The following is a 22,565-nucleotide window of genomic DNA, read 5'->3' as shown; positions in this document are numbered from 1 at the left end:
CACATCGATACATTCATCAACTCACTTCTTTGGGCTAGTGAATGCGCTGTGCCAAAAGTTGCTCTTCTAACGCTGCAATGCGATTGTAAGCAGCCGTCAACTGAGCCGTCAGGCGTTGAATTTGGATCTCTGGCGAGAGAGATTTTTCGCCAGTTTGAGAAGTAGATTCAACCGTGTGATCATCCGATAAAACATCCTTGTGTTCGAGCGAAGCATTGCCAGAACGCGCATAGGAATAGCTAAACCGACTATTCGAGGTTCCAAAGCTCGATCGACTGATGCCCTGATTGTTGTCAGATCGAATTTCAGTCAGCGCTTGTGTGACGTTTGACCCTAAATTTTCGATGATCTGATGCAGGGAATCAACCTTGCTATTGAGAGCGTTAATTTGAATTTGGATAGTATCCATTGTTAACCTGTTACCCCTACTTTTCTACGACCTATAGTAGTCATGAATTTCAATTGAACTTGGTTATTCCTGAATCATTTAACGTTTCGTGGCGATTCAAAATGTAGCGAAATATTCACATGAGCAGGTACTTTAATCCAAGTCTCTAAGTGTAAAGTAAATCTAAAGCAAAGCTAAAATCTAAAGCAAAAATAAACCCCGAAATCCTAGACTTCATGAGGCTTTCGTGAAATCCTAACCACATGAAAAACGGTGAAATTTCTTTCGCGAATTTGAAGTTAAAATTTGGGCTATTCTCGACAGAAATCCTTTCAATTCTTGGCAGCTTTCAATTGGAAGGTCAATGGAACTTGTATCGCTAAGGTCACAGCTCTAACTAACATAAAAGTCGTCAATCCAAGCCAGAGTAAATGGCTCGATCGTAGAACTGTAGCGAATACTGCAATTGGCAAAAATCCAACGAATGTCGCCCAAAGTGAGGAGATTCTTAAACTTCGTCCGGCAGTTAATCCTAAGAAATATCCATCTAATAAATAAGCAATTGCTCCAAATCCTAAGACAGGTAAGAGCCAGCCTGTAAAGTGCTGAATTTCGCCCAGAATGGATTGATGATTGGTGAGTAACTGAAATAAAGCGGTTGGAAATGTAATAAAGACGATCGCGAACAAAATGCCAACGCTGACACAATGAATGCCGGCGATTTTCAGCAAGCGGATTAAGTGCGATCGCGATTGATAATACGTTCCGGCAAGTGTTTCTGTCGCAAAAGCAAATCCATCAATGAAATAAGCCGAAAACGTGACAACCTGAAGCAGCAACGTATTAACAGTTAAAACCGTGGTTCCCAAGGTTGAGCTGACATTCGTGAAGATGGCAAACGTTGAAATCAGTGCCAATGTCCGAATCAGCAAATCGCGATTTAGGGTAAAGATGGCTTTGAGTTCAGTCCGATCGAATAATTGCGCGATCGCAACTTGTCCAAAGATGTCTCGACTCATGAACAAACCGACGCATAGCATCAAATACTGAGCCAAAGCGGTTGATGCGCCTGCTCCAGTGCTTGCCCAGCCCCATTTGACGACAAATAGATAGTCTAAAGTGACATTTGCAATGTTGCTCACCGCAGACAAGAGCAGAACTTTCCCACTTTGCGATCGCCCTAAAAACCACCCGATCAAGACAAAGTTCACTAAGGTCGCAGGCGCACCCCAAATCAGTGCATTGTAGAAAGCCTGCCCCGATGCTTTGACTTCTGGAGTCGCGCTGAGAAGGGCAAACCCGAGCGTTTGCAGAGGAGTTTGAAAGATCAGAATCAAGATGCCAATTGCGATCGCAATTCCGCCATTACGCAGCGCAATCATTCTGACCGCTTCTGGATCATTGCGCCCGATCGCCTGTGCGGTCATCCCGGTCGTTCCCATGCGGAGAAATCCGAACGTCCAGTACAAATAGTTAAAAATTACAGTCGCGATCGCGACTCCTGCCAAGTGACGAATTTCAGTCAAATGTCCAAGAAATGCCACATCGAGCAGGCCCGCGATCGGAACGAGCAGATTCGAGATGATATTGACGATCGCGAGTTGTAAGAAACGGTGTAATAGATTCGACGGATAAGAAGACATCATTCAGCAATGACGAGATGAATCGAAAATCCTCTCTGAATGAAATTTGCTAAGGCATTCATGCAGCGGTCTATCCATCATAAGCACCAAGAGCCATGAACCTAAAAAAGCTGCGGCGCTACCTCAAGCAGGATATCCCGCTTGTACAACGCCACAGCTTCAATTGGCAAATCCGCAAACCAGAATTTAGACTCGTGCTAAGGTCACCCGTTCAACTTGATCTTGATATTTACCGCGTCGATCGTCATAACTCACCGCACAGGGCAACCCTTCTAAGAACAGCAATTGCACAATGCCTTCATTGGCATAAATCCGACAATCTGCACTCGACGAATTCGAGAACTCAAGCGTCAAATGCCCTCTCCAGCCTGCTTCTGCCGGAGTCAAATTCGCAATCAATCCAATCCGCGCATAAGTCGATTTGCCAATACAAATCACCGTCACATTATCCGGCACTTCCAACCGCTCCAGCGCCACACCCAACCCATAAGAATGAGCCGGCAAAATAAAGAAGCTTCCATTCTCATCGTGATGCAAGGGGGCAGGTTCGAGATTTGCATCGCTAAAATTCTTCGGATCAACCACCGTTCCTGGAATGTGCTTAAAGATCCGAAACTCAGAAGCCGACAAGCGCAAATCATATCCGTAGCTGCTCAACCCGTACGAAATCACAGGCAGCCCTTCAGCACGGCGTACAAGCTGAGGCTCAAAAGGTGTAATCATGCCCTCTTGTGCCATCTGCGAAATCCAGGTGTCGTTCTTGATCATGACGCTGTTTGTTTTAGATTGGGGAGTTTGAATTCGGGATTTTGGATTCAGGTGCCAAAATCATCCTACGGTTGGTGAGTGCGGCGCAGTTCTGTGATTTGATCGGCTACATCTAAAATCGCTTCAGGCATATCAGGTCCCGTCAAAATCACATCCACATGACGCGGGCGATTTTGCAAAAAGTCAAGCACTTCAACCTCAGGAATAAACCCAAAATGAATCGCTAAACTTAGCTCGTCTAAAACCACTAAGTCGTAACGATTTTGCTCAACGACTCGGCGGGTATGCTGCCAAAGCTCTAACAGCGATCGCGCTTCTTGTGGATCAATCTGAGGGGTGTCAATGCACCGCACCACATTGCACCGAATCCAATCGAGATTCTGGCTCAACTGCATCGGTCGATCGTATCCCTGCCCGATGCCCCCTTTGAGAAACTGCACGACCAAAACAGGTGTGCCCTGCCCCGCGATCCGCATCGCCTGCGCCATCACCCCAGTAAAAAAACTGCGATGAAACGAGGTAAACACCTGCACCAATCCTTCCACGCTCAGATTGCGCGATCGTGGTGCATCAAACGTCGGTGTCTCAACTTGCGAAACCATAGGGGTTATCTCTCTAAATTAGGGCGAATGAATTTAGATATAGCGTCTCTTTCCAAGCCGCTTCACTATAAAACACTACATATAGTCAAGCGTCAAGATCTTTCTGACTAGATTTTCCCTGATGCCCATAAAGATACAGAAAAATCTGCAAGAAGTACAGACGTTCTGAGTAGAAAAACTGTCAATCAATCGTATGAATTTTGCAGAAAACAACTACAATCCTCGCCCAAGCGCCTGTCCTGGGCCTTGAAACATTAACCAAGACAAGAAGAAATTCACGACAAAAATAGCTAGCAGCGACGTGACAACGGCAGTTGTTGTGGATTGTCCCACTCCTTTCGCGCCTCCGGTTGTCGTTAGTCCCCAACTCGACCCAATGACCGCAATCAACGCTCCAAACACAAATCCCTTAATCGGCGAACTGCATAAATCCCACACACTTAAGAAATTTTTTGCCGAATTCAGAAAAACATTATGCGAGATGCCATACAGCCATTCCGCAATAAACATTCCCCCTGTCATCCCTGTTACGAGAGAGAGCAAGGTCAAAATCGGCAACATCAAACAGCACGCAATCACACGGGGGATGACCAGATAATCGATCGGATCAGTTCTCAACATATACAAAGCATCAATCTGCTCTGTCACTCGCATTGTCCCGATTTCTGCTGCAAATGCCGACCCCACCCGTCCCGCTAAAATCACCGCAGTCAGAACCGGAGCTAACTCGCGGGACAGCGAAATTGCCAAAACTCCGCCAACTGCCGTTCCAGCACCCAAATTAATAAACTCGCGAGCGACTTGAATCGTAAATACAGCGCCGACAAACATCGCCGTCAACAATGCAATCAACAGCGATTCTGGGCCTACGGCTGCCATCTGCTCCACTGTATTTCGACGATTCAGTTTACGGGACAACAAATGGACGATCACTTGTCCCCCCAGTAAAATGGCGGCAATCAAGCGTCGGCTCCATCGTCCTAATGCAGAAGAAGAGTTGTCGGGCGATTCAGTCAAAGGGCACTCCCTTGTTCAAAGTCGATCGAAGCATATCAGGTATTAGTTATAGCTGAGTTTGATTCGATTACAGTAGAAAGACTTCTGTTGATTGTAAGGGGATTGAGCATGGTAGGAAAGCGAATTCAACTGACGAGTCTGGTCGTCGATCCGGACGATGACGATCAATCGATCGAATATCACTACGATGCTCCCGGAACGGTTCCTGGAACGCTAACAATTCCCAAAGACGCAGAACCTCCAGTGATTGATCTGATCGATTACAACGAGGAAAATGCTGTGCGTTTGCCCATTGATCAACCTGAAAAATGCCAACCTTACCTTGATACAGAATCGGTTTCTTGGGTCGATGTGCGTGGCTTAGGAAGTGAAGATATCTTGCTGCGACTGGGACGAGTCTTTAGTCTGCATCCGCTGTTGTTGGAAGACGTGGTGAATGTGCCGCAGCGTCCAAAAATGGAGGAATACGATGACCAGGTGGTCATTATTACGCGAATGGTCGTTTTGAAAGAGTCAGGCAAAGGATTTTATTCAGAACAGGTGAGTTTGATTCTGGGCAAACATTACGTTTTATCGGTTCAGGAAGAATCGAAACATGACTGCTTTGGTATCGTGCGCGATCGCATTCGTTCTGGAAAAGGTTCGATTCGCAAACGCAATGCAGATTATCTTGCCTATGCCTTACTAGACGCGATCGTAGATGGCTTTTTCCCGATTCTCGAAGTCTATGGAGAGGAAATTGAAGAACTCGAAGAAGAAGTCGTTGAGAGTCCAAGTCGGCAGACATTAGAAAAAATTCATCACGTCAAGCGAGAACTTTTAACGCTACGTCGATCGATCTGGCCGCTCCGGGATGCCATCAATTCTCTGATCCGCGATAGCAGCAATGATCTTGTCAGTGAAGAGGCGAAGATCTATCTGCGGGATTGCTACGATCACACGGTTCAGGTACTAGACATGGTTGAAACCTATCGCGAACTGGCTGCAAGTTTGATGGATGTGTATCTTTCCTCAGTCAGCAATCGAATGAATGAAATCATGAAAGTGCTCACTGTAATTTCAACCATTTTCATTCCCTTGACGTTTGTAGCTGGCGTTTATGGAATGAATTTCAATCCGGAGAAGTCGCCGTTAAATATGCCCGAATTGAATTGGTATTGGGGATATCCGGTCTGCTGGGCAGTCATGTTGTCGATCGCGATCGCGCTAGTCTTCTATTTCAAACGCAAAGGCTGGTTTGAAGATTTTGCCACCACTGTCAAAAAATAAGGCTTTCAAAAAGTAGAGTGTTCAGAAATCTCTACTAATTCACCACGATTGATAGGGAGAGGGGGAGCCATCTAAGTTTGCATTCTCTCCCCCTCCCCAATCCAAAATTGCTGATGACTAGGAACCCTACTCTAATTCTTCTTCAATCGCCGCAATTCTTCCTGTAAATCTGCAACCTGTTGACGCATCTCATCGACTGTTGTTGTCGTCTGCGTGGGTGCAGGCTCATCATCATCTAAAATCTCGATTTTGCGCGGCTCAGTCGGCTTTTCACTCTCTGAAGTTGGAGCAGACACACTAGGTTGTTGCGCTCGCTGCACCATCTCATCGACAAAACGGCGCGCCTCTTCTGAACTCATCTCGCCGCGTGCCACCATCTCATCCGCCAACTTTTGCACCTGCGATCGCAGTTCGGTCAACTTCTCGCCAGCTTTCTCACCCGCGTAGGAAGCAACTCCAATCCCTAAATACATCGCTTTTTGTACAATATCTCCCAAACCCATAACAATCGCGCTCCTGGTACTCGTTACCTCCAAGATACGCAGAATTCTACCGATTGCCCAGAGTGAAAAATCCGACGAGTCGAGGTGAAGAGAACCGACCCTTTAAAACGAAGGTGACCCGGAGACTACGCCTACCATAAGCATCCCGTATTGCTGCTACCTTCCGGTCCTGACAAAGTTTGGGCGTTACGATCGCATAGATCCGAGTCATTTACTAGCATAGCACTCTCTGTGACAGACCGATGACAAATTCTGAAGTTATTCCACGACCACCTTCCATTCATACAGCTTGTAATGGACACAGTGATTGCGAATCAGCGGATCTTCAAGAATGATTTTTTCGGCTTCATCCATCGATTTTGCCTTAAACATCAACATTCCACCGCCAAAACAACCCCAATACCCGGTCTTTGCCTCATAGCCCTTCGCAATCAAATCTTTTACAAATGCTTTATGGGCTGGCACGTACCGATCAAATGTCGCTTTATCGACAATTCCTTCTTCAATTTTGACGAACCAAGGCATTGACCGCTTTCCTCTATCATTTTTGTCAAAGGGAACCTATGCTGTAGCTTAAGATCGCGACAGCAGTGGAGTAAAGTTTTTACGTGACTTTAAGGGGCGTGAGTCAGTTTTTTCCTAAGTAGAGCAGCTTATGAACGCAGAGCACTTATTTTTCATTGCGTTGCTACCCCCACAAGCAATTCAAAACTATGCTACCGAAGTTAAATGCCATTTTGATCAGTACTATGACAGTCGTCATGCTTTCAACTCACCTCCGCATATCACGCTATTTCCCCCATTTAAATGGAGACATCAGCGCTTAGATATACTGACTGAATCTCTTGCTACTTTTACGACGAAACACCCTGCTATTTCTATTACACTAGATGGCTTCGGGGCTTTTCCACCGCGTGTGATTTTTATTCATGTCGATCGCTCTGATGCGCTCTTAAATCTCCATCAAAAGTTGATTGAGCACCTAGAAACCTCAATCGAACTTAGTGATCCCAGAGAGAACTCCCGTCCCTATGCACCCCATATGACGGTCGCATTTCGCGATCTAACCCCAGAGAATTTTAAACTTGCCTGGAAAGAATTTAAAGCGCAACCGTTACATTTTGAATTTGACGCGACTCATCTGACACTACTTAAACACGATGGGCAACGCTGGCAAATTCATGCTGAATTTCCCTTTAAAGTGGAGAGATGAAGCAACTTAACAAAACCCAGTTTTATCAATGGAATCAGTATCGATGCGCCTATGACTTTCACGAAGGTCAGGGTGTTCCGCTGCTGTTAATTCATCCAATCGGGGTTGGTCTTTCGCGTCAGTTCTGGCAACGATTCATCAATTCCTGGCGACCGAATCCGATTTACAACCCTGATTTACTCGGCTGTGGCGACTCTGATATGCCGCGAATTGCTTATGCGCCGATCGATTGGGCACGTCAACTGCAATTCTTTTTGCAAACCGTGATCAAAACGCCTGCGATCGTGGTTGCTCAAGGAGCGCTATCTCCAGTCGCGATCGAGCTTGCCAATATCGAACCGGATCTTGTTAAAGCGATCGTGCTGAGCGGTTCTCCTGCAATGTCGCTGTTAAGTCGAGACACTTCAGAAACCTCCCATCGAATCGCCTGGAATCTGTTCGATTCTCCGTTTGGAAATGCCTTTTATCGCTATGCTCGTCGCACTGAATTCCTAAGACGATTTTCGATTCGCCAACTGTTTGCGGATGAAACTCAAGTTGATTCTGAATGGCTATCGACGTTGAAACAAGGATCAGACGATTTAGAAAGTCGTCATGCGGTGTTTGCGTTTTTATCGAGCTTTTGGCGGCAGGATTACACAGACAGAATGACAAAGATTCAGCAACCTGTTTTGGCAGTTTTTGGAGATAAAGCTTCGAGTATTAGCCGCGAAGGGAAAGGGGAGAAAGTGGAAGATCGCTTAACCGATTACCTCGAACATTTTCCGAATTCTGAAGGTGTCATCATTCCCGGTCGAAATGTATTGCCCTATGAATCGACTCAGGAATTTGTGGATAGTATTGCGGGGTTTGTGCGATCGCACTCCGAACGATCTGAGTGACAATAAACCAAAAAATCATGAGGCATAGCGATGTCAACTGAACTGAAAGCCAGTCAAAAAACTCTTTATGAAACCGATTTTGTTCAATGGATTGAGACGACAGTGGAGCAATTGCGATCTCAAAACTACAGTTGTGTGGATTGGCAAAACCTGATCGAAGAAATCGAAGATATGTCAAGACGGGAGCGGAAAAGTCTCAAAAGCAATCTCGTGGTGATTCTGCTTCACCTACTGAAATGGCAACATCAACCAGAGTTGCGAAGTGGAAGTTGGCGGGGCAGTATTCGAGAACATCGTCGGCGAGTCAACGATGACTTGAAAGATTCACCAAGCTTAACTCCCTATTTTCAAGAGGTTTTTGCGGAATGCTATGCGAATGCTCGTGAGCAGGCAGCAGACGAAACGGGTTTGCCGTTAGAAACTTTTCCCGTGAATTGCCCTTATTTTCCTGAGCAAGTACTGAATTCTGAGTATCTGCCAGATTGAGAATGATTGAATGGCTGCTTAGCCAGAGCATGAACCTCCTTTAGCATTGAGATTCCTAGCCTGCATGATTGTAAGCAGGACGATGCACGATCGTTTCCGTCACTCTTTGACGATCGCGAATTCCAACTAATCGAATGTAATCTTTCTGATGCTCATTCAAGCAAGTCTCTAACGCTGCAATTGCTGCTGCTCCATCTCCTTCAAACATGCCATAACAGCTCCAGGAATTCATTTTGAATCGGCGATCGTCTACGACTTCAATGCCGAGTCGCTGTCCTTGTCCCAAAATACGATTCACCTCTCCAACAATTTCAGAAGTAAGCCGCGTACTCGAAGGCTTGCCGCTATAGCTACGAGCGGGTTCAGGTTCAGGGTCGGGAGTCATTTTAATTTCGCCCAATCCTCGATTCTTAATCGTTTGATTGTATTCCTCAACCAAACGCAATTCTTGTAATCGTTTCTGTTCGCGCACCATTGCCGCGCCCACTTCTAGTAAGTGAGGCAGACTGAAATCTGGTCGGCGGAACTCTGGCGGTTTTTCTGTACTATTGACCACTCGCTGAGAAATACGATCGAGTCCGACATCATCGATCAATCTGCGAATTTGCTCATCATAAAGCCGCGATCGCAATGCACCAAAGAAATCGATCGATTGATCTGGAAAGTGATCGACAAGTTGTTCAATATCGCGCTGTGCAACTTGATCGATTTCAAAAATTCCGCTGACAATTCCAACGCGATCGTCACGATCGGGTTCCCAGAAAAACTTATCCATCCGTCCGTCACGGGTCAGCGGCGCATACAACGTCGAGAAATCATTTCCGGTCAAAATAATCGGAATCCGTTGCGTCGGCTCGGCATCATAACTGCCTGGAAGCTGAACATTAGTCGGATTATCCGCAATGTTCATCAATGTCCCATGCACCAGTTGCGTATTGACGGTGTACTGCGTGAACTGATCAACCCGTCCCGCACCCGCATCAAAATCATTAATTAGCAGAACCGCCATTTTGCCGCGAACTTTCACCAATTCGCCTGCTTCTCGGTATCTCAGTCGAATCAACCGTCCTGGATCGCCCGCATCAGGACTTTCTAATTCCCCGGCTGACATATAAACTGCCTCAAGTCCCATGCGCTCAAACACCAGATCGCACTGGAACGATTTTCCTTCACCTTTGCGCCCGTGAATGCCCAAAATTAGAGGTGCTTTCACATTCGGCAGCGCCAGATAGTTCTTTGTAATATGAACCGCAAGCTTATCGAGGAAACGGGGAGCGATGTAATAACTCATAAAAATCCCACTAAAAAATGGCGTAAGACGACTTACCCCATTTGTCAAAATTTCATAACACTTGTTTATCGTAATCGAATTTATGGCGAAATGTTTCGCACAGCCTGAGAAATTGAGCGAGATGCCGAAGCACTCATATACATCTGATCTTGTTCTTCTAAATAGCGGGCAACCGACTCGTAGGCTTCTTGATTCAAGGCAGTCTCACGGGGAGAGAGATGACTCACATATCCCATGTAATTGCCCATGACAAAATAGACACCAACCAGTGCTGATGCTGCCACTGCGACCAATGTGCCAGCCAGCATCAGGGAAAACTCTTTCTGCTCGATCGCTTCTTGCATTAGGTGCAATGCCCAAGCTACAAGAGCAATGACAATAAATAAGATTGTTATCACCATAGTTTACACATTGTAACAGATGCTCAGAAAAGAGCATCCCTGTAGAAACACGATTTGAATCGCATTTTTCTAATCTTGGTGGTAGCAGATTCTTATCAGTCGATTTTGAAAATGCTCGTCCGCTCTGAGTCTCGTCATTCTATGTCGCTCGAACGGTGATTGCACGATCGCTTAAGTATGTCTTTATTTGTTGAACGCTTAACTGACCGTAATGTAACAAAGACGCTAATAAAGCCGCCTCAGCTTTACCTTCTGTTACAGCTTGATAAATATGTTCACAATTTCCTGCACCTCCTGAGGCAATTACAGGAATTTCAACTTGAGACGCGATCGTTGAAGTCAAATCCAAATCGTATCCGGCTTGCGTTCCATCCGCATCCATGCTGGTGATCAGTAATTCTCCTGCACCTCGCTGCGCCATTTCCTTTGCCCAAGAAACCGCATCAATTCCGGTATTTTCCCGTCCACCTCGAACGTAAACATCCCAACCTGGATTTTCAGGATCTTGGCGACGACGCGCATCAATGGCAACGACAATGCATTGGACTCCAAAGCGATCGCTGGCTCGATTAATCAAATCCGGATCTCGAACGGCTGCCGAATTAATACTGACTTTATCGGCTCCGGCTCTCAATAATTTCTTAATCGTGTCGAGATTCTGAATTCCACCGCCAACCGTCAGTGGAATAAAAACTTGTTCTGCTGTGCGATACACCACATCATAAATAATGTCGCGATCTTCATGAGTCGCGGTGATATCAAGAAACACCAATTCATCCGCACCCGCTTCGTTATAAGCCTGTGCAAGTTCCACCGGATCGCCTGCATCTCTCAGATCAACAAAATTGACTCCTTTGACTACACGCCCTGCTTTCACGTCCAAGCAAGGCAAAATTCGCTTCGCCAGCATTCCCGATTTCCTCTTGAATTGATTCTGTACAAAAGTGTCGATCGTCGTTTCTCTACATCTCAGTGGAGATCCATCTACCTGCACAGAAATTTGTAAAACAGAATCCTATCACTGCGAGACACGATATCGCTTCGCAATAAAGTCGAAGAATCGATAGTAGTTGCCAAACTGCACAGTCGGAGCCGTCGCCCGCCAGTGATATTCCACATCCTTCTGATGAATCGTCAACGTCATCACACTCGACTGATTCTCAACCGCGATATCTAAACGCGCAGGAACTCCCTGATCAGTCGTAAAGTTCGACTTCGGATTCTGAGATTTTTTATCGGTCGATCGCTTTAACTCCGCCCAACCCCGAATCTCTACGCCCGGATTTCTCGGATCACTAAAGGCAATTCCATCCTGGGCTTCCGGCGGTATGGAATCAATCCATCCCTCCGGATGCAAAAACTCAAAGCCATAGCGTTCATTGCGATAGGTCTGCCAGCGATCGGGAAGCCGCTCCTGCTGAGACTGCGAACCGCTCCACGGCAAGTCATTGCACCCTGTCAAACCTATCAAACTTATCAAAATCCAACTCAAACCTTGCTTCATAATGTAAACGATTGTAACAATAATGCTGTCATGCGGGCATACTGTCTTGACAGCCTGAGATTAGGCAGATATCGTAATCACATACCCGGGTAAAACGACTGAAAGTTCTATGCAAGACAAGCAGAAAGTTACGTTGTATCTTCCGCCCGAACTTCACCGCAAGCTAAAAATCCAAGCTGCAATGAGTTCAGAGGCAATGTCCGTCCTCGCAGAGAGGGCACTCAGCTTTTACCTCACATACCCGGAGGTAGTTGAGCAAGAGGAAGCTCATGGACAAACTCACCGGATTTATGACTGTCCCAGTTGTACCACTCCGGTTGTTTTAAAGAATGGTGAACTGACCGCTTTAGGGCAAAACTCAGACATCATTCTCGAAGATGAGCTATCGACCGTTTCGATCGGATCTTCCAGTGAGGAAAAGGTGGTCGTTCCCTGCTAAGGATTTATCCTCAGTAGCGTTCGCAGCCTGAACAGGTTCGCTTTACACTCTAGTGGGTCGCGGTTATGCAAGAAGAGTTAAACATCCTATTACAGGCTCAATATCCTCTAATTTATCTTGTAACCTCAGAAGAGGAACGGGCAGAGCAAGCACTTGCCCTGCTTGCCCAAACCAAGCCCCCCAAGCGATTGTATTTGTGGACGGTGACTCACGGGATTGTCGAGTATGGTCAGCCCCGCAGTGTGACCCAGCACAATACGGTTTCTCCCGAAGCCGCGATCGAGTGGGTGATGCGCCAGCGAGAGCCTGGACTCTTTGTTTTCAAAGACTTGCATCCGTTTATTGATTCGCCCGCTGTGAATCGATGGCTGCGCGATGCGATCGCATCTTTCAAAGGCACGCAAAAAGCGATCGTCTTAATGTCTCCGGTTCAAACGGTTCCGATTGAGCTAGAGAAAGAGGTTATCGTTCTGGACTTCCCACTTCCAACGATGACTGAGTTGAATCAGGTTCTCACTACTCAATTAGATCAGATCCGAAATCGCCGCATTACGACTGAAACCCGCGAGAAGTTGTTAAAAGCAGCATTAGGGTTGACGCGAGATGAGGCAGAAAAAGTTTACCGTAAGGCTCAGGTTACGAACGGGCGTTTGACCGAAGAAGAAGTTGATATTGTTCTTTCTGAGAAGAAGCAGCTGATTCGTCGGAACGGCATCCTAGAGTTCATGGAAGAAGATGAGACGCTTGAGGCAGTTGGTGGCTTAGACGAATTGAAGCACTGGCTAAAACAGCGATCGAACGCCTTCACTGAGCGAGCAAGAGAGTATGGATTACCCCAGCCGAAAGGGATGTTAATTCTCGGGGTTCCGGGGTGTGGAAAATCTCTCATTGCCAAGACAACTTCCCGACTGTGGGGATTGCCTTTGCTGAGATTAGATATGGGTCGTGTCTATGATGGCTCGATGGTGGGTCGATCAGAAGCAAACCTGCGAAATGCTTTGAAGACTGCTGAATCGATTTCTCCGGCAATCTTGTTTATTGATGAAATGGACAAAGCGTTTGCTGGAACATCCGGATCAGCCGATTCAGACGGTGGAACTTCAAGCCGGATCTTCGGGTCATTCCTGACCTGGATGCAAGAAAAGACTTCTCCAGTGTTTGTGATGGCAACTGCGAACCGAGTTGAACGTTTACCTGGCGAGTTTTTAAGGAAAGGACGATTCGACGAGATCTTCTTCGTCGATCTCCCGAATGCAGAAGAGCGGAAAGAAATTTTCAGAATCCACCTTGCAAAACGCCGTCGAGAAATTGAACGCTTCGATCTCGAGCAGTTAGCAAGTGTCTGTGATGGCTTTTCTGGAGCTGAAATTGAGCAAGCGTTAGTTGCAGCGATGTATGAAGCTTTTGCTCAAGATCGAGAGTTTACTCAGTTGGACATCATTGCAGCATCAAGAGCGACAATGCCGTTGTCCAAGACTATGACTGAGCAGGTAACAGCCCTTCGGGATTGGGCTAGGCAGCGAGCGCGACCTGCGGCAGCATCAGTTGCTGAATATCAGCGACTGGAGTTCTAAAAGGCTTTCTCCTGTCTTCCCAACAGGATGAAGGGCTGGGCTAGTACCAGCAGTTTGAACACCGTTTTGAAAGCTTGAATGCACAAACCATTTTTTGAGCATGTAAGCCTCAAAACATCTAAACCTAAACGTTGTCGTTGTTTTCAACTTTCCACGGAGGAAACCCTAAAATGTCTCACTTTAGCACTCTTCGCACCAAGATCACCGACGCAGAAATCCTCAAGTCTTCTCTGCGCGATTTGGGCATCTCGGTTAAGACCGAAGCTGATGTTCGCGGCTACAACGGTCAGCGGGTTCGTTCTGACATCGTTGCAGTTCTCGATGGCGAGTATGATTTGGGCTGGTCGCGGAACGCTGATGGTTCCTTCGATTTGATCGCTGACCTTTGGGGTGTAGCGAAGAAGCACAATCAAACCGAATTGATCAATTCGATCAACCAGAAGTATGCGGTTAACAAGACCTTGGCTGAAGTCAAGCGCCCTGGCTTGAACAACGCTAACGTGAAGTTGGTCGTTCAAAATTAGTTTCTCTGCGCGTTCCCAAGCTGGCGGGTTAGCTTTTGAGTTAGCCCGTTTTTTTGTGTGCTTGGGGGAGTGGGGAATTAGGGGAATGGGGGGGTAAGAAATCTTTTCCTTACTCCCCATTCGCTCATTTTCTTTAGCTAATCGTTTTTGCTTCAACATCCACTGCTTCAGCAGGTGTGCCATCGACCGTAGCAGTTGTTTTACCCTTTTGGGCTTTGAGACGATCCATCAGCATTGAAGAGACTTCAGCAACCAATAAGCCGAGAACGACGGTATCATCAATCTGACCGATCAGAGGAATCATGTCAGGGAGTAAGTCGATCGGGCTAAACAAATAAATTAGGGTTCCTGCAACAATCAACCAGCGGTATTTCGAGTTGCGAACGAGATTGCGATACCAATCGTAAAATGGAAGCTTCATAATTTGGTGTGCTCTCACTTGATGCTCTTATCATGTCAAATCCTAGAGAAGCTGTCTTGGGGGGAAAACTGTCTAAAGAAGGGGGAGAAACCGTCTATTGGTGAAGTATTTCGTGATTGCGATCGCATATCTCGGTTTAGCGATCGGTTTTTTTCCGGGACTGCGCATGAATCGCGCTACGATTGCCCTTGCGAGTTCAGGCTTTCTCATTGCTTTAGGCGTATTGAATCTGCAAGAAGCTTGGCAGGCGATCGACGTGAATACGATCGTATTTTTACTCAGCACGATGATTGTGAATGCAGGGTTATCCCAAGCGGGATTTTTTCAACTCGCGATCGCTCAGCTTCTCAACATTACCCATAGTCCATTTGGGTTACTAACCGTCCTTACGTTTGGAGTCGCTGTATTATCAGCTTTCTTTCTGAATGATGCAATGGCGCTGATTTTCACGCCACTGATTTTGGATTTGGCGCGAACCTTGCGGATCAATCCGATTCCTTATTTACTCGCAATGGCAGGAGCAACGAATATTGGCTCTGTTGCGACAATTAGTGGGAATCCACAAAATATTTTGATTGGATCGTTTTCTAAAATCAGCTATTTGGACTTTGCTAAGGCACTGACTCCGATCGCAATTTTTGGCTTATGCGTTCAACTTGTATTGCTGTATTGGATGTATCCCGAAGTTCGATCGACGGCTCCACAAGAATTTTCGCTGCCGCAACCTCGCGTCTATCGACCTTTGCTGATCAAGACTGTAATTGTGACGGTGGGAATGTTGCTTGCATTTGTGGTGGGATTGCCTTTGGCAGAATCGGCTTTGGTCGCTGCTAGTATTTTGTTGGTTACTCGGAGATTAAAGCCCGATCGCTTACTGCAACCTGTTGATTGGAATCTGCTAGTTCTATTTTCGGGATTGTTTATTCTGACTAAAGCAACCCAAGATTTGAATGTATTTGCACCACTGACTCAAGCGATTGATCATCCAGCTAAATTTCTCAGCGTGACTGCAATTTTGTCGAATCTTGTTTCTAATGTTCCAGCCGTGCTGTTATTGCATCCTTTGATTGCACAGAACGATACTCAATCTTGGTTACGGCTTGCAGCAGGTTCGACATTAGCGGGCAATTTGACGATTTTTGGCTCGGTTGCGAATTTGATCATGATTGAAGCAGCGGGGAGATTAGGATATCGATTATCGTTTTTGGAGCATTTGAAATTTGGGTTGCCATTGACACTGATAACTTTATGTATGACTTATTTCTGGATTCGTTGAATTCGTATAATAAGTGAAGCTTACGAGGTCGAGTATGGCATCAAAGGATCAGCTTCAAAGTGTTTTGAAAGCAAAATACGGAATCAATAAAAATATTAGCCAAGCGTTGAGCAAAGAGGAGTGTGAACGCTTGTTAGATGTGTTAAGTCTTGAGCCGAGTACTGCAAAATTAGTCGAATCCTTTGCAGTCAAGAATTCTAGCTTAGGAAGCAATAATGCTTACTATGGCAGGCTCAAAAGCAAGGCAGAAGCTGAACTCAAATCATTGCAAGTTGAGTATCAAGAATTAGAGGCATCCATCTCCTCGATCGAAGCTGATAAATTGAAATTACTCGATCGTAAACAACAATTAGAACAAGAGTACGCACAGCTTTCTAATGAAGTTCAACAGCTATCGACAAAAGTTGAGACGCTCTCTGCACAGAATGTTGAACTGGTTGGAGCAAATGAGCAATTGAAAAAAGATAACAAAGCATTAAAAACGTTTGTCGATGCGATCAAGCTGCGATTAGCAAGAGATACTAAAGAACTGTTGCAGTACGAAGATAGTCAGCTTCGGAAAGCGATTATTCGGTTGTTTCGTTGGACGCTCGGATAATGACGAAACGAACTTTTCAAGGAATGAACTATCGTGAGCTGCAAAAAGCAAACTCACAGGCTCGATCGCAGCTTAGTCAAGAAAGCCAAAATCTCTTAAAAGCAAGCAGACTTAAGAATGTCGGGTGGGATAATGTGATTGCACTGCATCAACGTATCCAAGAGTTACTCGACAGCGATCGCGCTTCTGAAGATCTCTCACTCGAAGAACTCTTTCTCGAAGTCGATCGGATTGGCAAGAAATACCAAACCCAAGAAGAGATTGAAGAATTTAATCAAAAGCTCGCCAAAGAAGTTGCCGAAATCGGAGAATTAGTCGATCGACAATTTCCTGATACGGAACCTGAAATCATTGACTTCTCTAAACCCAAGCCCAGACGATGAATCTTGACGATAAAAGCTTAGAAGAACTCTTCAAACTTGCCGCTGTAGTTGGAAACAAACGATATAACAAGCTGACGGCTCAGGATTTTGAGGACTATCGAAAATATGACTATTGGCGATATGTCAATGGGGATAGTGAATGTGGAACGACGTTAGAGAGCCAAACCTGGGTCAAAGAACATTCCGATCGAGACTGTCCGATTTGTGATCAGAAATATTCGTTCAAAAGTGGCAGAACGATCGATCACAAATTGCCCCGCGCACAATATCCTTGGCTCTCAATGGATTTCCGAAACTTCTGGGTGATTTGCCAGCAGTGTAATCGCGAAAAAGCTGAAATGAATTGGTATGAGTACGAGCATTATATTTATGTCAATTACCTCGATCGATATCCTGTGATTCGAGATGCAAGACCAAGGGAATTACTACGATCTCTAAAACAGAGCTAACGGAAGATCACACAATTCAGTATCTTTCAGTCCAAATAATCGTCATGCCGCATATGCCAACTCCGCACAACTCAAACGAGGGCGACATTTTATCAGACCTGTTGATACACTCAACTGCGCAATAGGCAATTCGTAATGCCAGAACTCTTAGTCGAACTGTTTTAAAGAGAGCACAGAATCACCATCGAACGCTTAGCCACGCTGTTTTCCCAACCGATTCTGTTTGCAAGCCGACGAATGCTCTTCTCTAAAAACTAAAAAATTAGAATCCCCATACATCCAAATCATCGCCTGCTTCGTACTATTGCCAGAAATCTACTAACTAAGGCTAGTCCTGATGAATAAGACAAAGCGAGTACTCTCCAATTTTCTGCTTGGCACGATCGCCTGTGTATTGATAATTGGTCTCTCAACAGCAGCTTCTTTGAGTAAAATTGCACCATCCTTCAACACATTCCAATCGGCTCAACCAACCCAGATTCAGAATCCAATCAATCAGCATTTGATGGCAGATTTACAAGAAGCTGAGTCCGTTCTCATGGCTCAAGGAATGTCTAGCAGTTCTTTGCAACGCTATGCAGCCATCTTGACGAACAATAATGTAGTACCGAACGCACCCTCAACTTCTGCAACGGGTGTAGCTGGCGCAGCATTGGCAGGAGATCGTCTCATTGTTCGGGGAGACTTTGGGGGGCTATCTAGTGGCTTACGTGACTATGCAGCAGACCCCGTTAATCCTCCGAATCCTAACATCACCTCTGCGGTTCACATCCATCGGGGCGAACCTAACCAGAACGGCCCCTTCCAATATGCGCTAACTGTAACATTGAACGATACTGCAATGGGCGGTAGATTTGCCGGAGAGTATACTCTGACGGCTGAACAGCTTCAGGCACTCTCTGAAGGCAACCTCTACGTCGATATTCACACCAAGCAGAATCGGGCTGGAGAATTGCGCGGCATTTTTCGAGCACTCTAATCCAGATGCTTTGATTGAAAACCGTGCCAAAATGAGGGCTAAAGTAGCAATAACGATATCTAGCAAGCGTAGCCTTCTGCGAACAGCGTAGTATACTTGCAAGGATAATTTAACCAACTCACGGGCAAACTCTTGGACGGATTCGGTAGCTTCTGCCGCGCCAGAGCTTGAGATTGCCTGTGTTTTTCATCTTTATTCGTTTTCTGCAAACTTCCGACTCTATGCCCTCGTCCCCAAAAACAAATTGTTTTGTGTATGCCGTCTGAGCCGTCTGCTAACCAAGCCTCCCCCGAGTCGAACCAGACAGATGCAGAATTAATTCTGGCATTGAGCAATGGTCAGACTGTTGCGCTCGGTGTAATTTATGATCGCCACGCCGGGTTAGTCTACGGAATCGCACTCAGTACCCTTAGCAATGCTCAAGAGGCTGAAGACTTAACCCAAGATATCTTTCTGACACTGGCAAAAGGGACAACCTACGACCCGAAGCGCGGATCTCTCCGTACTTTTCTGGCAATTTTGACGCGATCGCGGGCACGGGATCGATTGCGATCGCGCAACAGTGCGCGTCAAACGCTCAATCGTTGGAAACTGGGTAGACAGGCTGAGAGCGCCCCGAATGTTCCGCTTGAGCGTGCCTTTCAACACGAGCAATCCCAGGAAGTCCGTAACGCCTTAGCTCAGTTGTCAGACGATCAACAGCAAATTTTGAAAATGGCTTACTATGATGGGCTTAGCCAATCAGAAATTGCTAAACAACTGGAGATTCCACTGGGTACGGTAAAAGGGAGAGCGAGAACAGGACTGCTCAAATTACGCAAAGCGCTGACAAGTTTAAACTAAAGAGTTGATGGGGATGGCGATGTCGATGCCTTCAGAAGAGTTACAGCTACTCATTGCAGGTTATGTCCTAGGTGACCTCAGCCCAGAGGAGGCAGCAGAATTTGAGCGTTTATTGGAGCGAGAGCCAGCGATCGCAGAAGAAATTACCCAAATGCAAAAAGCTCTAGAAGTGTCTCACGTTTCACCCGAGTTGGCACCTCCAATTTCTCTACGTTCCATGATTTTAGAGAATGCCCAGATAGCTAATTCTAAAACCAGCATACGGACTGTCTCCAGACCGGGTCGATCTCTTTCTTGGCGAAGTGGAATGGAGGTTGCGGCAGCAGTCCTGATTATTGCGTTAGGAATTAACAATTACGGGTTGCGGCAAGCTCTACAAACTAGCCAAACTGAAACACAGCGCTATGCGGCACTGACTTATATTCTAGATGCAACGAGTGGTAACCAGGGGTCTGCAACAATGGTGGTCAATCCAAACACACTAGAAGCAACGCTTGTCGTCAAGAACTTACCGCCTCTACCCCCGGGCAAAGTTTATGCCTTATGGACTGTTTTGAAACCAGATGCCCCCTTCACTACAGACCAGAAACAGGCAATCTTGACAGAAGCTTTCCAGGTCAATGATCGCAGCGAATTTTCCCAAACGCTCTCAGTTCCCAAAGCCTACCGTTCTAAAAAACTGGTGACGAAAGTTGCAGTCACAATTGAAGATAGCGATGCTCCTCAAAAACATACGGGTGCGCCCATTCTGATCGCAAATCTGTGAGGAGGCTAATTTCACAATGTAGTGTTTCTGCCAACGCATCGTTTTGCTCCCCTCATCGTGTGATTTATGGCAATGTTTTGAGGGCGATCGCGTGCGTCAGGTGCCAACTTGGTTATATCTCAAGGGTGAATGACGATATGGTGTGGGAATTGATCATTCCGGTACTGCTCTTGTCTACCCATAACTCCCTCTGCACACCGACCGTACAAAAACTGCTACATCTAGTTGCTGGAGTGAATACGAGTCATGAGACAGCCTATACCAAGATGCTTGCTCAACGTTTTCTACACTGAACCTGTAGATGTCGTTATGCAGAGACCAAACGAGCCTGGTTACAATCGAGTAGACGTTTTTGTATTAGACAATTGGCGCTAATAAGATAGGTTTAAGAAAGATAAAGGTTTGAGAAGGATATAGTAGCTATGTCCAACAACCCACACCCGGCCGTTTAGAACCGAGATTATTGAAGTCCGAAAGCTCCTTGCAGCAAGTAAAGCGAGACATTATACATTTTCACCCATCATTTTTCTGCGTTGCCCCAATCAATAGATATGAAAACGCCATCTTCTGAGCCAATTAGCATTCGTCAGCTTACCTCCAACGACTTGACACTGATGGAAGACTTATTGGCTACCTTCGGTGAGGCTTTCGACGAAGTTGATACCTATAACTCATTTCGCCCAAGTCATACCTATCTCAAGCGGTTGCTCAGCAGCGATTATTTCATCGCGCTTGCAGCGTTAAAGAATGGTTCAGTCGTTGGAGGTCTTGCTGCTTATGAACTTCAGAAGTTTGAGCAGGAGCGTAGTGAAATTTATATTTACGATCTCGCTGTTGCAGCAGCGCATCGACGCGAAGGCATTGCCACCGCACTAATTCAGGAACTGAAGAAGATTGCTGTCGCGCGATCAGCCTATGTGATTTTCGTACAGGCAGATCTCGGAGATGATCCTGCGATCGCACTTTATACCAAGCTTGGAACACGCGAAGATGTCCTTCATTTCGATATTGCTGTTGTGAATAGCGATGACGACGCATAACATCGATCCAAATGCAGGGAGCAGTTGAAAGATATTGAATTGCCAAAGTTACTCGCCGCCGCTCACTTAGAAAGTTGGCAGGGAAAGAGCGATCGCTTTTTTACTCTCTAAAAAAGCGATCGCTCTACACAAAAGACACTGCTCTACAAAGAAGACGTATCCCACCCGAGTGCCAGTTGTCCCGACAGCTTGCGCTGAGTCTCTTCCCGCAAAGGATGATAGCGCGCTCCCTGCACATCACGGAACAATTTTTCTAGCCCCAGTTTGCGATAGAACGCACTTCCCCCCGCAGCTTCCATTGCTAGATCAGCGACATTGAGAACGGCTTTCGCAACCAGTGTCCGTCCCGTCATGATCTGATTTGTAGTTTCAAAGCTAGGTTGACTGACAACAGCAGTAGAAATCATATGCTGAAGCGCTAACTTTGCCGCCATCAATTCATTGTCTAAACCTCCCACCATATAGCAGCAATGTTCATCGGTATGACGTTTCATTGCGAGTTGAACTGCGCGATCGCGTGCCGCTTCTGCAACCCCAACATAAACGGAATAGATTAATGGAATCGCGATCATCGAGATCAGGTGAAAAATAAAATGCCACTTTCCTTGTTCTCGCCGTAGAGCAACTGCCGCATCCGGGACAAACACATCAGACAACACCACATCATGGGAACCCGTTCCCCGCATCCCCATTGCTTGCCAAGTCGGTTCAATCGAAACGCCTTGGGCAGTCATCGGCACGCCAAAATGTAGGACTGTAGATCCTAGTTCTGGGTCTTGATAAACCGCGCTCGTCATTAATAAATTCGCCACAGGCGCACCACTCGCAAATACTTTACGAGCGCTAATTAGAAATCCACCCTCTACTTTGACAGCCGTACCAGCACTCTGTAGCCAATCTGAACCCCCACTGCTCAGCAGCACAAGTTGCTCAGCCGCGACCCGTTTCAGCAATCCATCCACTGGAGCATTTTGATGTTGCCATCGCCAAGTCGGTATCATCACCTGATGGGTATGCATTGAAAAGGCAAGCGCAGTTGAACTGCAATAGCGTCCTAAGATACGCAGTACAGTACAGAGATCAGCATAACTAGCACCCCCTCCACCCAGTTCACTTGGAACACCCGCAGCAGTCAGGCCAACTGATTTTAATCTGGCAATATTATCAGCAACAAATAAGTCTGATTCATCTGCTTCAGTTTCTCGTGCTGCAAACTGTTTACCTAAAGATTCTGCTAGGGATGCCCAATCCACAACTTGCTGCTGCACCATCGATATAGTTTGTAGTTCCGGCATAAATCATGGCTC

At 46.2% G+C, this 22,565-nt stretch carries 28 protein-coding genes and 1 other RNA gene; 15 read left to right on the top strand and 14 right to left on the bottom strand.

What is annotated here, in order from left to right; all coding sequences use genetic code 11:
• Positions 1–34: 34 nt before the first annotated feature.
• The 5 genes from OU814_RS15880 to OU814_RS15860 all read right to left on the bottom strand — a co-directional run bounded on the left by OU814_RS15880 (position 35) and on the right by OU814_RS15860 (position 4,418).
• Positions 35–409, bottom strand: coding sequence for a hypothetical protein (locus OU814_RS15880; protein ID WP_017287695.1), 375 nt, complete (start codon positions 407–409; stop codon positions 35–37).
• A 311-nt stretch (positions 410–720) separates the two neighbouring features.
• Positions 721–2,031, bottom strand: a complete 1,311-nt coding sequence (gene gntT, locus OU814_RS15875; RefSeq protein WP_017287694.1) for a guanitoxin biosynthesis MATE family efflux transporter GntT — start codon at positions 2,029–2,031, stop codon at positions 721–723.
• A gap of 186 nt (positions 2,032–2,217) precedes the next feature.
• A complete protein-coding gene (gene dcd, locus OU814_RS15870; RefSeq protein WP_017287693.1) occupies positions 2,218–2,799 on the bottom strand; it encodes a dCTP deaminase in 582 nt (193 codons plus the stop codon).
• Between the two features lie 65 nt (positions 2,800–2,864).
• Positions 2,865–3,401, bottom strand: coding sequence for a P-loop NTPase family protein (locus OU814_RS15865; protein WP_017287692.1), 537 nt, complete (start codon positions 3,399–3,401; stop codon positions 2,865–2,867).
• Between the two features lie 213 nt (positions 3,402–3,614).
• Positions 3,615–4,418, bottom strand: coding sequence for an MlaE family lipid ABC transporter permease subunit (locus tag OU814_RS15860; protein WP_017287691.1), 804 nt, complete (start codon positions 4,416–4,418; stop codon positions 3,615–3,617).
• A gap of 108 nt (positions 4,419–4,526) precedes the next feature.
• Between OU814_RS15860 and corA the strand changes: the two genes are divergently transcribed.
• On the top strand, positions 4,527–5,687 hold the full coding sequence (gene corA, locus OU814_RS15855) for a magnesium/cobalt transporter CorA (protein WP_017287690.1): 1,161 nt from the start codon (positions 4,527–4,529) through the stop codon (positions 5,685–5,687).
• Between the two features lie 131 nt (positions 5,688–5,818).
• On the opposite strand, the gene OU814_RS15850 is transcribed toward corA, so the two are convergent.
• From OU814_RS15850 to OU814_RS15840, 3 genes are all read right to left on the bottom strand, one after another.
• A complete protein-coding gene (locus tag OU814_RS15850) occupies positions 5,819–6,190 on the bottom strand; it encodes a phasin family protein (protein ID WP_017287689.1) in 372 nt (123 codons plus the stop codon).
• Positions 6,191–6,302: 112 nt separating this feature from the next.
• Positions 6,303–6,399: signal recognition particle sRNA small type (gene ffs, locus OU814_RS15845), an RNA gene on the bottom strand.
• Between the two features lie 49 nt (positions 6,400–6,448).
• Positions 6,449–6,715, bottom strand: coding sequence for a YciI family protein (locus OU814_RS15840; protein WP_017287688.1), 267 nt, complete (start codon positions 6,713–6,715; stop codon positions 6,449–6,451).
• A 130-nt stretch (positions 6,716–6,845) separates the two neighbouring features.
• Between OU814_RS15840 and OU814_RS15835 the strand changes: the two genes are divergently transcribed.
• From OU814_RS15835 to OU814_RS15825, 3 genes are read left to right on the top strand one after another with little or no spacing between them, the layout of a single operon-like run.
• The gene (locus tag OU814_RS15835) at positions 6,846–7,403 is read left to right on the top strand and encodes a 2'-5' RNA ligase family protein (protein ID WP_017287687.1); all 558 of its coding nucleotides are present in this window, start codon (positions 6,846–6,848) and stop codon (positions 7,401–7,403) included.
• A complete protein-coding gene (locus OU814_RS15830) occupies positions 7,400–8,284 on the top strand; it encodes an alpha/beta fold hydrolase (RefSeq protein WP_017287686.1) in 885 nt (294 codons plus the stop codon). Before OU814_RS15835 ends, OU814_RS15830 begins: the two co-directional genes overlap by 4 nt.
• 30 nt (positions 8,285–8,314) lie before the next feature.
• Positions 8,315–8,770, top strand: coding sequence for a DUF29 domain-containing protein (locus OU814_RS15825; RefSeq protein ID WP_268184171.1), 456 nt, complete (start codon positions 8,315–8,317; stop codon positions 8,768–8,770).
• A 55-nt stretch (positions 8,771–8,825) separates the two neighbouring features.
• Here the strand turns inward: OU814_RS15825 and OU814_RS15820 are convergent, their stop codons facing one another.
• From OU814_RS15820 to OU814_RS15805, 4 genes are all read right to left on the bottom strand, one after another.
• Positions 8,826–10,061 (bottom strand): AAA family ATPase, encoded by a 1,236-nt coding sequence (locus tag OU814_RS15820; RefSeq protein WP_268184169.1) that lies wholly within the window; start codon positions 10,059–10,061, stop codon positions 8,826–8,828.
• Between the two features lie 80 nt (positions 10,062–10,141).
• On the bottom strand, positions 10,142–10,462 hold the full coding sequence (locus tag OU814_RS15815; protein ID WP_017287683.1) for a hypothetical protein: 321 nt from the start codon (positions 10,460–10,462) through the stop codon (positions 10,142–10,144).
• A 139-nt stretch (positions 10,463–10,601) separates the two neighbouring features.
• Entirely contained in the window at positions 10,602–11,372 is a 771-nt protein-coding gene (hisF, locus tag OU814_RS15810) for an imidazole glycerol phosphate synthase subunit HisF (protein WP_017287682.1), read from the bottom strand.
• A gap of 108 nt (positions 11,373–11,480) precedes the next feature.
• Positions 11,481–11,966 (bottom strand): hypothetical protein, encoded by a 486-nt coding sequence (locus OU814_RS15805; RefSeq protein WP_017287681.1) that lies wholly within the window; start codon positions 11,964–11,966, stop codon positions 11,481–11,483.
• Positions 11,967–12,075: 109 nt separating this feature from the next.
• Here OU814_RS15805 and OU814_RS15800 point away from each other — a divergent pair, with 109 nt between their 5' ends.
• The 3 genes from OU814_RS15800 to OU814_RS15790 all read left to right on the top strand — a co-directional run bounded on the left by OU814_RS15800 (position 12,076) and on the right by OU814_RS15790 (position 14,503).
• Entirely contained in the window at positions 12,076–12,405 is a 330-nt protein-coding gene (locus OU814_RS15800) for a hypothetical protein (RefSeq protein ID WP_017287680.1), read from the top strand.
• A 65-nt stretch (positions 12,406–12,470) separates the two neighbouring features.
• The gene (ycf46, locus tag OU814_RS15795) at positions 12,471–13,979 is read left to right on the top strand and encodes a stress-responsive protein Ycf46 (protein WP_268184165.1); all 1,509 of its coding nucleotides are present in this window, start codon (positions 12,471–12,473) and stop codon (positions 13,977–13,979) included.
• Between the two features lie 170 nt (positions 13,980–14,149).
• A complete protein-coding gene (locus tag OU814_RS15790; RefSeq protein ID WP_017287678.1) occupies positions 14,150–14,503 on the top strand; it encodes a DUF1257 domain-containing protein in 354 nt (117 codons plus the stop codon).
• A 133-nt stretch (positions 14,504–14,636) separates the two neighbouring features.
• Here OU814_RS15790 and OU814_RS15785 read toward each other — a convergent pair whose 3' ends face one another.
• A complete protein-coding gene (locus OU814_RS15785) occupies positions 14,637–14,924 on the bottom strand; it encodes a YkvA family protein (RefSeq protein ID WP_268184164.1) in 288 nt (95 codons plus the stop codon).
• A gap of 100 nt (positions 14,925–15,024) precedes the next feature.
• Between OU814_RS15785 and OU814_RS15780 the strand changes: the two genes are divergently transcribed.
• The 8 genes from OU814_RS15780 (at position 15,025) to OU814_RS15745 (ending at position 21,258) form a co-directional block, all read left to right on the top strand.
• Positions 15,025–16,200: an anion transporter gene (locus OU814_RS15780; RefSeq protein ID WP_268184732.1), complete on the top strand. Its 1,176-nt coding sequence runs from the start codon at positions 15,025–15,027 to the stop codon at positions 16,198–16,200.
• 34 nt (positions 16,201–16,234) lie between these two features.
• Positions 16,235–16,798 (top strand): hypothetical protein, encoded by a 564-nt coding sequence (locus OU814_RS15775; protein ID WP_268184162.1) that lies wholly within the window; start codon positions 16,235–16,237, stop codon positions 16,796–16,798.
• Positions 16,798–17,181: a hypothetical protein gene (locus OU814_RS15770; RefSeq protein ID WP_268184161.1), complete on the top strand. Its 384-nt coding sequence runs from the start codon at positions 16,798–16,800 to the stop codon at positions 17,179–17,181. The genes OU814_RS15775 and OU814_RS15770 overlap by 1 nt, the downstream gene beginning before the upstream one ends.
• Positions 17,178–17,630 carry an HNH endonuclease gene (locus OU814_RS15765; protein WP_268184160.1) on the top strand — a complete coding sequence of 151 codons (453 nt, stop codon included), beginning with the start codon at positions 17,178–17,180 and terminating at the stop codon, positions 17,628–17,630. Before OU814_RS15770 ends, OU814_RS15765 begins: the two co-directional genes overlap by 4 nt.
• Before the next feature lie 337 nt (positions 17,631–17,967).
• A complete protein-coding gene (locus OU814_RS15760; protein ID WP_017287672.1) occupies positions 17,968–18,609 on the top strand; it encodes a CHRD domain-containing protein in 642 nt (213 codons plus the stop codon).
• Between the two features lie 255 nt (positions 18,610–18,864).
• Positions 18,865–19,452, top strand: coding sequence for a sigma-70 family RNA polymerase sigma factor (locus OU814_RS15755; protein WP_268184159.1), 588 nt, complete (start codon positions 18,865–18,867; stop codon positions 19,450–19,452).
• 19 nt (positions 19,453–19,471) lie between these two features.
• Positions 19,472–20,218: an anti-sigma factor gene (locus OU814_RS15750; RefSeq protein ID WP_268184158.1), complete on the top strand. Its 747-nt coding sequence runs from the start codon at positions 19,472–19,474 to the stop codon at positions 20,216–20,218.
• Positions 20,219–20,769: 551 nt separating this feature from the next.
• Positions 20,770–21,258 carry an AAC(3)-I family aminoglycoside N-acetyltransferase gene (locus tag OU814_RS15745; RefSeq protein ID WP_268184156.1) on the top strand — a complete coding sequence of 163 codons (489 nt, stop codon included), beginning with the start codon at positions 20,770–20,772 and terminating at the stop codon, positions 21,256–21,258.
• Between the two features lie 143 nt (positions 21,259–21,401).
• Here the strand turns inward: OU814_RS15745 and OU814_RS15740 are convergent, their stop codons facing one another.
• Positions 21,402–22,553, bottom strand: a complete 1,152-nt coding sequence (locus OU814_RS15740) for an acyl-CoA dehydrogenase family protein (RefSeq protein ID WP_268184155.1) — start codon at positions 22,551–22,553, stop codon at positions 21,402–21,404.
• Positions 22,554–22,565 lie beyond the last annotated feature (12 nt).

Origin of the sequence: Leptolyngbya sp. GGD (assembly GCF_026735145.1) — a bacterium.
Classification (GTDB): domain Bacteria; phylum Cyanobacteriota; class Cyanobacteriia; order Leptolyngbyales; family Leptolyngbyaceae; genus Leptolyngbya; species Leptolyngbya boryana.
Note: the sequence above shows the minus strand (reverse complement) of the source record. Positions and strands in the feature narration are given on the sequence as shown.

Bases quoted from the DNA above. Each gene is read 5' to 3' on its own strand.
- OU814_RS15880 (WP_017287695.1), bottom strand. From the start codon at position 409: ATGGATACTATCCAAATTCAAATTAACGCTCTCAATAGCAAGGTTGAT.
- OU814_RS15775 (WP_268184162.1), top strand. From the start codon at position 16,235: ATGGCATCAAAGGATCAGCTTCAAAGTGTTTTGAAAGCAAAATACGGA.
- hisF (WP_017287682.1), bottom strand. From the start codon at position 11,372: ATGCTGGCGAAGCGAATTTTGCCTTGCTTGGACGTGAAAGCAGGGCGT.
- OU814_RS15820 (WP_268184169.1), bottom strand. From the start codon at position 10,061: ATGAGTTATTACATCGCTCCCCGTTTCCTCGATAAGCTTGCGGTTCAT.
- OU814_RS15745 (WP_268184156.1), top strand. From the start codon at position 20,770: ATGAAAACGCCATCTTCTGAGCCAATTAGCATTCGTCAGCTTACCTCC.
- OU814_RS15850 (WP_017287689.1), bottom strand. From the start codon at position 6,190: ATGGGTTTGGGAGATATTGTACAAAAAGCGATGTATTTAGGGATTGGA.
- OU814_RS15770 (WP_268184161.1), top strand. From the start codon at position 16,798: ATGACGAAACGAACTTTTCAAGGAATGAACTATCGTGAGCTGCAAAAA.
- OU814_RS15800 (WP_017287680.1), top strand. From the start codon at position 12,076: ATGCAAGACAAGCAGAAAGTTACGTTGTATCTTCCGCCCGAACTTCAC.
- corA (WP_017287690.1), top strand. From the start codon at position 4,527: ATGGTAGGAAAGCGAATTCAACTGACGAGTCTGGTCGTCGATCCGGAC.
- OU814_RS15835 (WP_017287687.1), top strand. From the start codon at position 6,846: ATGAACGCAGAGCACTTATTTTTCATTGCGTTGCTACCCCCACAAGCA.
- OU814_RS15785 (WP_268184164.1), bottom strand. From the start codon at position 14,924: ATGAAGCTTCCATTTTACGATTGGTATCGCAATCTCGTTCGCAACTCG.
- OU814_RS15825 (WP_268184171.1), top strand. From the start codon at position 8,315: ATGTCAACTGAACTGAAAGCCAGTCAAAAAACTCTTTATGAAACCGAT.
- ycf46 (WP_268184165.1), top strand. From the start codon at position 12,471: ATGCAAGAAGAGTTAAACATCCTATTACAGGCTCAATATCCTCTAATT.
- OU814_RS15805 (WP_017287681.1), bottom strand. From the start codon at position 11,966: ATGAAGCAAGGTTTGAGTTGGATTTTGATAAGTTTGATAGGTTTGACA.
- OU814_RS15815 (WP_017287683.1), bottom strand. From the start codon at position 10,462: ATGGTGATAACAATCTTATTTATTGTCATTGCTCTTGTAGCTTGGGCA.
- OU814_RS15760 (WP_017287672.1), top strand. From the start codon at position 17,968: ATGAATAAGACAAAGCGAGTACTCTCCAATTTTCTGCTTGGCACGATC.
- OU814_RS15765 (WP_268184160.1), top strand. From the start codon at position 17,178: ATGAATCTTGACGATAAAAGCTTAGAAGAACTCTTCAAACTTGCCGCT.
- OU814_RS15750 (WP_268184158.1), top strand. From the start codon at position 19,472: ATGTCGATGCCTTCAGAAGAGTTACAGCTACTCATTGCAGGTTATGTC.
- OU814_RS15790 (WP_017287678.1), top strand. From the start codon at position 14,150: ATGTCTCACTTTAGCACTCTTCGCACCAAGATCACCGACGCAGAAATC.
- OU814_RS15840 (WP_017287688.1), bottom strand. From the start codon at position 6,715: ATGCCTTGGTTCGTCAAAATTGAAGAAGGAATTGTCGATAAAGCGACA.
- OU814_RS15865 (WP_017287692.1), bottom strand. From the start codon at position 3,401: ATGGTTTCGCAAGTTGAGACACCGACGTTTGATGCACCACGATCGCGC.
- OU814_RS15755 (WP_268184159.1), top strand. From the start codon at position 18,865: ATGCCGTCTGAGCCGTCTGCTAACCAAGCCTCCCCCGAGTCGAACCAG.
- gntT (WP_017287694.1), bottom strand. From the start codon at position 2,031: ATGTCTTCTTATCCGTCGAATCTATTACACCGTTTCTTACAACTCGCG.
- dcd (WP_017287693.1), bottom strand. From the start codon at position 2,799: ATGATCAAGAACGACACCTGGATTTCGCAGATGGCACAAGAGGGCATG.
- OU814_RS15830 (WP_017287686.1), top strand. From the start codon at position 7,400: ATGAAGCAACTTAACAAAACCCAGTTTTATCAATGGAATCAGTATCGA.
- OU814_RS15740 (WP_268184155.1), bottom strand. From the start codon at position 22,553: ATGCCGGAACTACAAACTATATCGATGGTGCAGCAGCAAGTTGTGGAT.